The 11,807-nt window shown below is 65.6% G+C and carries 14 protein-coding genes; 7 read left to right on the plus strand and 7 right to left on the minus strand.

Annotated elements, in window-relative coordinates:
- Positions 1-64 precede the first annotated feature (64 nt).
- From rpsD to infA, 5 genes are all read right to left on the minus strand, one after another.
- On the minus strand, positions 65-670 hold the full coding sequence (rpsD, locus tag G6N18_RS11180; protein WP_067216201.1) for a 30S ribosomal protein S4: 606 nt from the start codon (positions 668-670) through the stop codon (positions 65-67).
- A 14-nt stretch (positions 671-684) separates the two neighbouring features.
- Positions 685-1,104, minus strand: coding sequence for a 30S ribosomal protein S11 (rpsK, locus tag G6N18_RS11185; RefSeq protein WP_067216204.1), 420 nt, complete (start codon positions 1,102-1,104; stop codon positions 685-687).
- Positions 1,105-1,108: 4 nt separating this feature from the next.
- The gene (gene rpsM, locus G6N18_RS11190; RefSeq protein ID WP_067216207.1) at positions 1,109-1,483 is read right to left on the minus strand and encodes a 30S ribosomal protein S13; all 375 of its coding nucleotides are present in this window, start codon (positions 1,481-1,483) and stop codon (positions 1,109-1,111) included.
- 185 nt (positions 1,484-1,668) lie between these two features.
- Entirely contained in the window at positions 1,669-1,782 is a 114-nt protein-coding gene (gene rpmJ / locus G6N18_RS11195; protein ID WP_003879483.1) for a 50S ribosomal protein L36, read from the minus strand.
- Positions 1,783-1,808: 26 nt separating this feature from the next.
- Positions 1,809-2,030, minus strand: a complete 222-nt coding sequence (gene infA / locus G6N18_RS11200) for a translation initiation factor IF-1 (RefSeq protein ID WP_003418601.1) — start codon at positions 2,028-2,030, stop codon at positions 1,809-1,811.
- Positions 2,031-2,279: 249 nt separating this feature from the next.
- Between infA and G6N18_RS11205 the strand changes: the two genes are divergently transcribed.
- Genes G6N18_RS11205 through G6N18_RS11220 form a run of 4 tightly spaced genes read left to right on the plus strand, consistent with a single transcriptional unit; the run spans position 2,280 to position 7,226 of the window.
- The gene (locus tag G6N18_RS11205; RefSeq protein ID WP_067216210.1) at positions 2,280-3,980 is read left to right on the plus strand and encodes an NAD(P)/FAD-dependent oxidoreductase; all 1,701 of its coding nucleotides are present in this window, start codon (positions 2,280-2,282) and stop codon (positions 3,978-3,980) included.
- Positions 3,981-3,990: 10 nt separating this feature from the next.
- The gene (locus G6N18_RS11210; RefSeq protein WP_083000968.1) at positions 3,991-5,490 is read left to right on the plus strand and encodes an ATP-binding protein; all 1,500 of its coding nucleotides are present in this window, start codon (positions 3,991-3,993) and stop codon (positions 5,488-5,490) included.
- Positions 5,491-5,519: 29 nt separating this feature from the next.
- Entirely contained in the window at positions 5,520-6,365 is an 846-nt protein-coding gene (locus G6N18_RS11215) for an LLM class F420-dependent oxidoreductase (RefSeq protein WP_083000970.1), read from the plus strand.
- 15 nt (positions 6,366-6,380) lie between these two features.
- Positions 6,381-7,226: an LLM class F420-dependent oxidoreductase gene (locus G6N18_RS11220; RefSeq protein WP_083000972.1), complete on the plus strand. Its 846-nt coding sequence runs from the start codon at positions 6,381-6,383 to the stop codon at positions 7,224-7,226.
- Here the strand turns inward: G6N18_RS11220 and G6N18_RS11225 are convergent.
- Positions 7,223-7,696, minus strand: a complete 474-nt coding sequence (locus tag G6N18_RS11225) for a MarR family winged helix-turn-helix transcriptional regulator (protein WP_234806123.1) — start codon at positions 7,694-7,696, stop codon at positions 7,223-7,225. The two genes, G6N18_RS11220 and G6N18_RS11225, sit on opposite strands and share 4 nt — an antisense overlap.
- A gap of 39 nt (positions 7,697-7,735) precedes the next feature.
- Complete coding sequence (locus G6N18_RS11230; protein WP_234806124.1) at positions 7,736-8,167, minus strand: PAS domain-containing protein; 432 nt, start codon at positions 8,165-8,167, stop codon at positions 7,736-7,738.
- Between the two features lie 85 nt (positions 8,168-8,252).
- On the opposite strand from G6N18_RS11230, the gene G6N18_RS11235 reads away from it, so the two are divergent.
- The 3 genes from G6N18_RS11235 to G6N18_RS11245 all read left to right on the plus strand — a co-directional run bounded on the left by G6N18_RS11235 (position 8,253) and on the right by G6N18_RS11245 (position 11,807).
- Positions 8,253-8,693 carry a Fur family transcriptional regulator gene (locus G6N18_RS11235; RefSeq protein ID WP_083000975.1) on the plus strand — a complete coding sequence of 147 codons (441 nt, stop codon included), beginning with the start codon at positions 8,253-8,255 and terminating at the stop codon, positions 8,691-8,693.
- The gene (locus G6N18_RS11240) at positions 8,690-10,183 is read left to right on the plus strand and encodes a catalase (protein ID WP_083000977.1); all 1,494 of its coding nucleotides are present in this window, start codon (positions 8,690-8,692) and stop codon (positions 10,181-10,183) included. Before G6N18_RS11235 ends, G6N18_RS11240 begins: the two co-directional genes overlap by 4 nt.
- Positions 10,184-10,286: 103 nt before the next feature.
- On the plus strand, positions 10,287-11,807 hold the full coding sequence (locus tag G6N18_RS11245; RefSeq protein WP_067216235.1) for a CoA-acylating methylmalonate-semialdehyde dehydrogenase: 1,521 nt from the start codon (positions 10,287-10,289) through the stop codon (positions 11,805-11,807).

Genomic DNA, 11,807 nt, shown 5'->3' on the forward strand with positions numbered 1-11,807 from the left:
GCCGCGTTATTCCTTCCCCCGCGAGCGGGGAAAGAGCCCACCGCCATCCGGGCGGTGGGAAGTCTTACTTCGAGTAGAGCTCGACGATCAGCTGCTCGGAGAGCGGGACGTCGATCTGCGCGCGCTCCGGCAGCTGATGCACCAGGATGCGCTGGCGTTCACCGACGACCTGAAGCCACGACGGGATCGGCCGATCGCCCGCGGTTTCCCGGGCGATCAGGAACGGATCGGTGTTCAGCGACTTCTCCTTCACGTCGATGATGTCGTACTGCGACACCCGGTAGCTCGGGATGTCGACCTTGACACCGTTGACGGTGAAGTGGCCGTGGCTGACCAGCTGGCGGGCCATCCGGCGGGTGCGCGCCAGGCCGGCGCGGTACACCACGTTGTCCAGGCGGCTCTCCAGGATGCGCAGCAGGTTGTCACCGGTCTTGCCGGGCTGACGCACCGCCTCGTCGTAGTAGCGACGGAACTGCTTCTCCATCACGCCGTAGGTGAAGCGGGCCTTCTGCTTCTCCTGCAGCTGCAGGCGGTACTCGCTCTCCTTGATCCGCGCGCGGCCGTGCTGGCCGGGCGGGTAGGGGCGCTTCTCGAACGACTGATCGCCGCCGACCAGGTCCACGCCGAGACGGCGTGACTTGCGGGTCGCGGGTCCGGTGTAACGAGCCATTAGTCAGATCCTCCCTAGACCCTGCGCCGCTTGGGCGGACGGCAGCCGTTGTGTGGCTGCGGCGTGACATCGGCGATCGCGCCGACCTCGAGGCCGGCGGCCTGCAGCGATCGGATGGCGGTCTCGCGGCCCGAGCCGGGACCCTTGACGAACACGTCGACCTTCTTCACGCCGTGTTCCTGCGCCTTGCGGGCGGCGTTCTCGGCGGCCAGCTGCGCAGCGAACGGCGTGGACTTACGCGAGCCCTTGAAGCCCACATGGCCCGACGACGCCCAGGCGATGACGTTGCCCTGCGGATCGGTGATCGTCACGATCGTGTTGTTGAACGTGCTCTTGATGTGCGCGGCGCCGTGCGGGACGTTCTTCTTTTCCCGGCGACGGGTCTTCTGCCCCTTCTTAGGAGATGAAGCAGCGGCTTTTTTAGCTGGAGGCATCTACTTACCTGGCCTTCTTCTTGCCCGCGATGGTGCGCTTGGGACCCTTACGGGTGCGCGCGTTGGTCTTGGTCCGCTGACCGCGCACCGGAAGGCCGCGGCGGTGCCGCAGACCCTGGTAGCAGCCGATCTCGATCTTGCGGCGGATATCGGACTGCACCTCGCGACGCAGATCGCCCTCCACCTTGAGGTTGCCCTCGATGTAATCGCGCAGCGCCGTCACCTGATCATCGGTGAGGTCTTTGGTGCGCTGGTCCTTGTCGATACCGGTCGCGGCCAGGATCTCCTGGGACCGGGTACGGCCGACGCCGTAGATGTAGGTCAGCGCGATCTCCATGCGCTTGTCGCGCGGGAGGTCGACGCCCATGAGACGTGCCATCAGGCAGTGTTCCTTCTTCTATGCGGAGGTCTGGTCCCAGCCCGTTCCTGCTACGCAGGGTTCGGCCTCCGTGCCAAACGTTCAGAGTCTTCGGCTCTTCGCCTAGCGGCTCATCGCAAGCGGCGTATCCGCTCAGTGGTGCTGGGAGTTCATCATTGAGTTGTGAAAGACAGCGGAAGCCTTGACTAACCCTGTCTTTGCTTGTGTCGCGGATCTGAGCAGATCACCATGACCCGCCCATGCCGGCGGATCACCCTGCACTTATCGCAAATGGGCTTGACGCTCGGGTTCACCTTCACGGCTTGTTCGATCCTTCTAGGTCTAGTTACTTGTACCGGTAAACGATGCGGCCCCGGGACAGGTCGTAGGGAGACAACTCCACCACGACGCGGTCCTCGGGCAGGATGCGGATGTAGTGCTGCCGCATCTTGCCGCTGATGTGGGCAAGGACCTTGTGTCCGTTCTCCAGCTCAATGCGGAACATCGCATTGGGCAGAGGTTCGACCACCCGGCCCTCGACCTCGATGGCACCGTCTTTCTTGGCCATTGTGTTTCGGAGATCCTCCGTGTCCGTCTAGATCGTTGGCGCCCTTATGGCGCAGAATCCGCTCCGACTACAAAACGTGAGCCAGTAGCCAGAAATTCCAGAACAGGGCACGCAAGAGTCGGCGCGATCACCGCACCGTCGGTCCATATTACCTGCTGGAGCGCTCGCCCCAAAATCGCGGAACGAGCGCCTCACAGCGGCCGCAGTGACCACCATATCCGCTGGACAACCGGCGCATACTTGTTGTCGATGACCGGCCCCACCCCGCAACCTCGCAAGCCCGTGATCCTCTCCGTCGACGACGACCCTGCCGTTTCGCGCGCGGTCGCCCGCGATCTGCGACGGCACTACGGCGAGAACTTCCGCATCGTGCGCGCCGAATCGGGGCCCGACGCGCTGGAGACCCTCAACGAGCTGAAGCTGCGCGGCGAAACCGTCGCGGTGTTCGTCGCCGACTACCGGATGCCGCAGATGAGCGGTATCGATTTCCTCGAAGAGGCGATGGACATCTACCCGATGGCCCGCCGGGTGCTGCTCACCGCGTACGCGGACACCCACGCCGCGATCGACGCCATCAACGTGGTCGACCTGGACCACTACCTGCTCAAGCCCTGGGATCCGCCGGAGGAGAAGCTCTACCCGGTGCTCGACGCGCTCATCGAGGCGTGGCGCGAAACGGGCGACCGCGCAATTCCCCACACCAAGGTGATCGGCCACCGCTGGAACGAGCGGTCCTGGCAGGTGCGCCAGTTCCTGGCGCGCAATCAGCACTCATTCCGCTCGTTCATGGCCGACGAGCAGAAGGGCAAGCAGCTTCTGGACGCCGCCGGGCTCGACGAGTTCCGGCTCCCGGTGGTGATCTCCGAGCAGGGCGAGACGCTCGTCGAGCCGAGCGACGCCGAACTGGCCGCGATGCTCGGGCTGTCGACCGACCCAACGCTAGAGCTCTATGACCTCGCGGTGATCGGCGGCGGACCAGCGGGACTGGCCGCCGCGGTGTACGGCGCATCAGAGGGGTTGAACACCGTCCTGATCGAGGAGACCACGACCGGCGGCCAGGCCGGACGCAGTTCACGCATCGAGAACTACCTCGGATTCCCGACCGGCATATCGGGCGCCGAGCTGACCACCTCGGCGCGCCGGCAGGCCGAGCGGTTCGGGGCCGAGGTCATCACGACGCGCAAGGCGGTCAGGCTGCACGCCGACGACAGCGGTTCGGCGCGGACCATCGAATTCGCCGACGGCGGAGCCATCGCGGCCCGAGCGGTCATCCTCGCCACCGGCGTCGCGTACCGCCAGCTGCGCGACGTGCCGGGCTGCTGGGACGACCCGAACGAGAACGCCTGCAATTACATCGGCCGCGGCGTTTTCTACGGCGCGTCGGTGTCGGACTCCGCGGAGTGCGAAGGCGAGGACGTGTACATCGTGGGCGGCGCCAACTCGGCTGGCCAGGCCGCCATCTACATGTCGGAGAAGGCCAAGTCGGTGACGCTGCTGGTGCGCGGGCCGTCGCTGGCGGCGTCGATGTCGCACTATCTCGTCGAGCGCATCGAGAAGAACCCGAAGATCTCGGTGCGCACCTGCACCGAGGTCGTCGACACGGTCGGCGAGGACGACCATCTTGCGGGCCTGGTCCTGCTCGACAAGCAGACAGGCGCTACGGAGCGCGTCAACTGCGATCGGATGTGCTGCTTCATCGGCGCCGAACCGCGCACCGATTGGCTGGATCTCGTCGCGAAGGACGACCACGGGTTCATTCTGTCCGGCCCGGATGTGACGAAGGTCGCGGGCTGGACACTGGACCGTCCCCCGCATCACCTGGAAACAAGCGTGCCCGGTGTGTTTGTTGCAGGAGACGTGCGCTCCGAATCCGCCAAACGGGTGGCGGCCGCCGTCGGCGAAGGGTCGATGGCAGTGATGTTGGTGCACCGGTACCTGGCGGAAGCCTAGGAGGAACGACATGGGCGACTCACCCCAGTGCCTGCCCGACGAACTGCGGACGCTGTTCCTGTTCGAGAAGCTGACCGACGCGCAGCTTCAAATCCTGTGCGAGAACGGGCACATCCAGACGTTCGAACCCGGACCCGTCGTCGTGGAGGGCGAGCCGGCGACCTGTTTCTACGTGTTGATCGACGGTGAGTTGGTGATGTCGAAGCGCTCGGGTGGTGTCGATATCGAGACCAACCGCACCTCGCAGCGCGGCGTGTACTGCGGGGCGTGGTCGGCGTACATCCCCGGCGCCGAAGCGGCCTACTCCGCATCGGTGCGAGTCACCAAGCCGTCGCGGTTCTTCGTGCTCGACGCGGACGCATTCGCGCGCTTCATGCAGTCGGAATTCCCGATGGCCGTGCATCTACTCGAAGGACACCTGGTCGGCGGCCGACGGCACAGCCAGATCATCGGCCAGCGCGAGAAGTTGTTGGCGCTCGGCCAACTTTCGGCGGGGCTGACCCATCAGCTCAACAATCCCGCAGCGGCAACTGCCCGTGCTGTTGCGGATCTGCGTGACCGCGTCGGCAAGATGCGACACAAGCTGTCGATGCTGGCCGACGGGAAGTTCAGCCCGGAAGCCTTGTGCGTGCTGGTGCGGATACAGGACGAAGTCGCCGAGCAGGTCGCCAAGTCCAAGGCGACCGAACTCACCGCGCTCGAAGCCGCCGACCGCGAGGAAGCGATCGGCGAATGGCTCGAGGGGCACGGCATCAGCGGCGGATGGGATTACGCACCGACTTTCGTCGACGCCGGACTGGACACCGATTGGCTGGAACGGGTTTCGGCGTCGGTCGACGAGGTCTTGGGACAAGAGCAGGCGTCGGCGTCGTTGCAGGGCGCCATTGGCTGGCTGAAGTACACGATCGACACCGAACTGCTGATGAACCAGATCGCCGAGGCGAGCAAGCGGATCTCGGCGCTGCTCGCCGGCGCCAAGCAGTACTCGCAGATGGATCGCGCGCCCTACCAGCCCGCCGACGTCCACGAACTTCTGCACAGCACGCTGATGATGTTCGGCGAGAAGGTCGGCAAGGACCGGCCAGTCAGGGTCGTCAAGGAACTGGACAAATCGATACCCGAATTGTTCTGCTACCCAGGTGATCTCAATCAGGTGTGGACGAACATCATCGACAACGCGATCCAGGCGATGGGTGGTCGCGGCACGTTGACGTTGCGGACCATGCGGGAGAACGAAGAGATGATCCGCGTTGAGATCTGCGACGACGGGCCGGGCATCCCCGAGGACATCATCGGCAACATCTTCAACCCGTTCTTCACCACCAAGCCGTTCGGCGAGGGCACCGGTCTCGGGTTGGATTTGGCCCGTCGAATAGTGGTGGAGAAGCACCACGGTGACCTACGAGTCGAGTCCGAACCCGGGTACACGAAATTCATCGTGTTACTGCCACTGTTGGCTCCCGGCCCGGAGGCGTCGACGCCGACAGAACTCACTGCCACAGCGGAATAGCCGGACGACACGGAAGGGTTGCAGCGACCATGACGAAACCGGATCTCGGCGCGTACGGCGCGTTCGGTCACTACTCGATGTGGCAGCAACTCAGCGCGGACCAATTACGGGCGATCGAAGGCCTCGGCTACGGGGCCATCTGGGCGGGCGGCTCTCCCGCGGCCGAATTACGCTGGGTGGAGCCGATTCTCGAGGCGACCAGCAGTATCAAACTGGCGACGGGCATCGTCAACATCTGGACCGCCGGCGCGGGGCCGGTCAGCGAGTCCTACCACCGCATCGACAACGCCTACCCGGGCCGGTTCCTGCTCGGAATCGGCGTCGGCCACCCGGAGGCGCACACCGAATACAAGAAGCCCTACGACGCGCTCACCGAATACCTCGACAAGCTCGACGAGTACGGCGTTCCCAAGGACCGTCGGGTGGTTGCCGCGCTGGGGCCGCGAGTGCTGAAGCTGTCGGCGCAGCGCTCGGCCGGGCCGCATCCATATTTGACGACGCCCGAGCACACCGCCGAAGCACGTAGGCTGCTCGGCCCCGAGGCGTTCATCGCGCCCGAGCACAAGGTCGTGCCGACGACAGATGCCGAGAAAGCCCGCGCCGTCGGCCGCAAAGCGCTCGAGATCTACCTCAACCTGACGAACTACCTCAACAGCTGGAAGCGGTTGGGCTTCACCGACGCCGATGTCGCCAAGCCCGGCAGCGACCGCCTCGTCGACGCCCTGGTCGCCTATGGCACCGTCGACGCGATAGCCGCACGATTGAAGGAGCACCTCGACGCGGGAGCGGACCACGTTCCCGTGCAGGTGCTCACCCGACCGGACAAACTGGTGGACGCACTCGCCGATCTGGCCCGCCCGCTCGGCCTCAACTGACACAGGGGGAACCGCATGACTGAGCTCAAGCCCGATTTCGGCCGCTACGGCGTCTGGACGTTCGGCGTCCCCAAGCCAGAGCAGGCGGTAGAGATCGAGAAGCTCGGCTACGGCGCGGTGTGGATCGGCGGATCGCCCGCCGGCAACCTCGAATACGTCGAGCCCATCCTCGAGCGCACAGAGAATCTCCAGGTCGCCACCGGCATCATCAACGTGTGGACGGCGCCTGCCGACGAGGTCGCCGAGGCGTACCACCGCGTCGAGGACGCTTATCCGGGACGGTTCCTGCTCGGCATCGGCATCGGCCATCCCGAACACACCGAGGAGTACCGCAAACCGTACGACGTGTTGGTCGAGTACCTCGACGCGCTGGATGCCAAGAAGGTGCCGACAAGCCGGCGCGTGATAGCCGCGTTGGGCCCGAAGGTGCTCAAGCTGGCCGCGCAGCGCAGCGCCGGAGCGCATCCGTACCTCACCACGCCGCAACACACCGGTGAGGCGCGAAATCTCTTGGGTCCCACGGTGTTCATCGCCCCTGAGCACAAAGTCGTGTTGGCCCGAGACGCAGAGGCGTCCCGCAAGATCGGCCGTGAGACCGTCGATTTCTACCTGAACCTGTCGAACTATCTCAACAACTGGAAGCGGTTGGGCTTCACCGACGAGGACGTCGAGAAACCCGGCAGCGACCGGCTGATCGACGCGGTTGTCGCGCACGGTACGACGGAAGCGATCGCCGCGCGGCTCAACGAACACCTGGAGGCCGGAGCCGATCACGTGGCCATCCAGGTGCTCGGCGGGTGGGACGCGCTGCTACCCACGTTGACCGAACTGGCCGGACCGCTCGGCTTGAAGGGCGCCTAGAACCGCATCGCGTTGTGCCGATCGTCGTTTCCGAAACGCTCGTGCAGAGTGCGCAGGACAGCGGCGCAGGCGGCACGCTCGGCCGGGTCGATGCGATCCAACACCCGGCGCAGCTCGCGGCGACGGTACGCGGTCACCCGACGGACCACATCGCGGCCCTTGTCCGTCAACTCGAGCGTCACAACGCTGCGGTTGGCGGGATCTCCGCCACGCATCAGGTACCCCCGTGCATGCAACCGATCGGCCAGGCGGGTCACCGAGGAGCCCACCACGCCAAGGGCCTTGGCGCAGTCCGACGACGTCGAGCGCCCAGCTCGGGCGAGCACCAGCAGCAACCTAAATTGTGGCAGTGAAACGTCGAGCTGTTCCACACTGCGTAACGCGACTCCGACCAGATCTCCGGTGGCCACCTCGAATGCCACCAGCTCGTCAACCGGCGTCGTGGTCGAATCACTCCTGCGCGTCGGCACGTGCGAAGTATTGCACGGCGCAAGCCCTGCAGACGGGCATCAAGTGCGGGCCGCCAGCTGCCGCCGCAGCTCCCTGGTCTCCTCGAAGCGCGCGGTGACATCGCGCAGCGTCGCTGCCATACCGAACATCTCGTCGTCGACGCCGAACAGCGGCGCGATGGTGAACTCGACGGAGATCGTGCTGCCGTCCTTGCGCACAGCCGGTACCGACAGCAGATCGCCGTCCCCGTAGCGGCTCTGCCCGGTGGCCATCACGGTTTGCCAACCCTTCCAGTGCCGTGCCCGAAGCCGCTCGGGGATTATCAGGTCGAGTGACTGCCCAGCGGCCTCGGCAGGGGTGTATCCGAAAACCCGCTGAGCACTGGCATTCCAAAAGGTGATCACGCCGTCGCGGTCCGCGCAGATGATCGCGTCAGGTCCAGTCAGAATCGCCGCGGCGATCAACGCGTCGTCCATTCTTTTGCCTCGCATTTGCATATAGCAACACTTGCAGTATGCAAGCCAACGTAGCAGAGTGGGACTTGAGTCGATCCAATCTCCGAAGGAGGGCGCGATCGTGACCCTTTGGCAGGACAGGCTGCGAGCGTCGGGACTGCGGGTGACCAAACCACGTCTGGCAGTACTCGCCGAAGTAAGCGAGCATCCGCATGCCGATGTGGACCGCATCGCCGCGGGCGCCCGCAGACGCATCGGATCCCTGTCGACACAGGCTGTCTACGACGTGCTCTACGCGCTGACCGATGCGCGTCTCTTGCGCCGCATCGAGCCGGCCGGCTCACCTGCGCGGTTCGAGCTCGAGACCGGGGACAACCACCACCATCTGGTCTGCCGGTCGTGCGGTGAGATCGCCGACGTCGACTGCGTCACCGACGAAAAGCCCTGTCTGCGCGCCGACGACCAGTCCGGCTACCTGATCGACGAAGCCGAGGTGACGTTCTGGGGCGTCTGCCCCGAGTGCCAAGTTCGCAACAGCCCAACTGATTGGAGATCGGCATGACCACACCACAATTCGGGTCGACCACCGGGTCCGGTGCGCCGGCCGCCAGCGACCGCAACTCGTTGACGGTAGGCGCAGGCGGGCCGATCGTCCTGCACGATGTGCACTTCCTCGAACAGATGGCGCACTTCAACCGGGAACGGGTGCCTGAGCGCAGCCCCCACGCCAAGGGCTCGGGGGCGTTCGGCATCCTGAAGGTGACCGAGGACGTCTCGCAGTACACCAAGGCAGCGCTGTTCCAGAAGGGCGCCGAAACCGACCTGCTGGTGCGGTTTTCCACCGTGGCGGGCGAACAGGGCAGTCCGGACACCTGGCGCGACGTGCGCGGCTACGCGATGAAGTTCTACACCTCCGAGGGCAACTACGACATCGTCGGCAACAACACCCCGATCTTCTTCCTGCGCGACCCGATCAAGTTCCCTCACTTCATCCGCAGCCAGAAGCGACTGCCCGACTCCGGCTTGCGGTCGGCCCAGATGCAGTGGGATTTCTGGACTCTGAACCCCGAATCGGCACACCAGGTCACCTACCTCATGGGTCAGCGCGGGCTGCCGCGGACATGGCGGCACATGAACGGTTACGGCTCGCACACCTACATGTGGGTCAACGCCGGTGGCGAGAAGTTCTGGGTGAAGTACCACTTCCACACCCACCAAGGCATGGAATTCCTCACCAACGACGAAGCCGCGGCCCTGGCCGGGGAGGACGCCGACTTCCACCGCCGCGACCTGTTCGACGCCATCGCCGCCGGCGACTATCCGAGCTGGCGGCTGTCAGTGCAGGTGATGCCTTACGCGGAGGCGGCCGACTACCGCTTCAACCCGTTCGACCTGACCAAGACCTGGTCGCACGCGGACTATCCACTGATCCCGGTCGGCATCTACACGCTCAACCGCAACCCGGAGAACTTCTTCGCCGAGATCGAGCAGGCCGCATTTTCGCCGGGCAACACCGTGCCCGGCGTCGGGCTGTCGCCGGACAAGATGCTGCTGGGCCGAGCGTTCGCCTACAACGACGCTCAGCGCAACCGCATCGGCACCAACTTCCACCAACTGCCCGTCAACCAGCCTCGCCACGGGGTGGAGGTGAACACCTACATGTTCGACGGGCAGATGACCTACCACCACTCCGGCGCCGCCGCGGTCTACGCGCCCAACAGCACCGGCCGGCCGTGGGCCGATACGACCGGGCCGGCAGAGGACGGCTGGGAGGCCGACGGCGAGTTGCTGCGCGCGGCATACTCGCTGCATTCCGAGGACGACGACTTCGGGCAGGCCGGGACGCTGGTACGCGAGGTCTGGGACGACGCACAACGCACGGCTGCGGTCGAGACGATCGCAGGGGCCCTGCTCGGCGGAGTCAATGGCGACGTGCTGGACCGCGCGCTGCAGTACTGGCGCAACGTCGACGGCGAGCTCGGCGCCCGCATCGAAAAGGCCGTGCGCGCAGGCGGTGTGCCCGAACCGGTCGACGGCATGGGCGACGCATAGGCCGGCTCGGCGAGCCGGGGTCCACGACGTCGGGCCCCGGCTCTTGCGTCCGCCGCCACCGCATTACTAGGATATCCAACTATCTATCAGTGAAGGGCACCCCATGAGCACACAGATCCCGCATTTCATCGACGGCAAGCGCACGAACGGCCAGTCGAGCCGCACCGCCGATGTCTTCAATCCCAGCACCGGTGAGGTTCAGGCTCAGGTGGCGATGGCATCGGCCGCGGATGTGGACGCGGCGGTGGCCGGCGCGGCGGAGGCACAGAAGGCGTGGGCGGCGTGGAACCCCCAACGTCGTGCCCGCGTCCTGATGAAGTTCATCGCGCTGGTCAACCAGCACGCAGAAGAATTGGCCGAGCTCCTCTCCCTCGAGCACGGCAAGACCCACGCCGACTCCCTCGGTGACATCCAGCGCGGGCTGGAGGTCATCGAGTTCTCAGTCGGCATCCCCCACCTGCTCAAGGGCGAGTTCACCGAGGGCGCGGGCACCGGGATCGACGTCTACTCGCTGCGTCAGCCCCTCGGTGTGGTCGCGGGCATCACGCCGTTCAACTTTCCCGCCATGATCCCGCTCTGGAAGGCCGGACCCGCACTGGCGTGTGGCAACGCGTTCATCCTCAAGCCGTCCGAGCGCGACCCTTCGGTTCCCGTCCGGCTCGCCGAGTTGTTCCTCGAAGCCGGCCTGCCCCCGGGAGTGTTCCAGGTGGTGCAGGGCGACAAGGAGGCCGTCGACGCGATCCTCGAGCACCCGGTGATCCAGGCGGTCGGCTTCGTCGGCAGCTCCGACATCGCGCAGTACATCTACTCGACCGCGACGGCAAACGGCAAGCGCGCCCAGTGTTTCGGGGGCGCCAAGAACCACATGATCGTGATGCCCGACGCCGACCTCGACCAGGCCGTTGACGCGTTGATCGGCGCCGGCTACGGCAGCGCGGGTGAGCGCTGCATGGCGATCAGCGTGGCCGTGCCGGTGGGTGAGGAAACCGCGAACCGCCTGCGCGCCCGGCTGACCGAGCGCGTCGCCGAACTGCGCGTCGGTCACAGCCTCGACCCCAAAGCCACCTACGGCCCGCTCGTCACCGAGGCGGCGCTCAAGCGGGTGCGCGGCTACATCGACGCGGGCGTCGAGGCCGGCGCCGAGATCGTCGTCGACGGCCGCGAACGCGCCAGCGACGACATGCAATTCGGTGATGCCAGCCTCGAGGGCGGCTTCTTCATCGGGCCGACCCTGTTCGACCATGTCACCACCGACATGTCCATCTACACCGACGAGATCTTCGGCCCGGTGCTGTGCATCGTGCGGGCCCATGACTATGAGGAAGCGTTGAAGCTGCCGTCCGAAAACGAGTACGGCAACGGCGTGGCCATCTTCACCCGCGACGGCGATGCGGCTCGCGACTTCGTCTCACGCGTCCAGGTCGGCATGGTCGGCGTCAACGTGCCGATCCCGGTTCCGGTGGCGTACCACACGTTCGGCGGCTGGAAGCGGTCCGGCTTCGGCGACCTCAACCAGCATGGGCCCCACTCGATCCTGTTCTACACCAAGACCAAGACAGTGACCCAGCGGTGGCCGTCGGGCATCAAGGATGGCGCTGAGTTCGTCATCCCGACCATGAAGTAG

This window comes from Mycolicibacterium celeriflavum (assembly GCF_010731795.1).
GTDB classification, from domain to species: domain Bacteria; phylum Actinomycetota; class Actinomycetes; order Mycobacteriales; family Mycobacteriaceae; genus Mycobacterium; species Mycobacterium celeriflavum.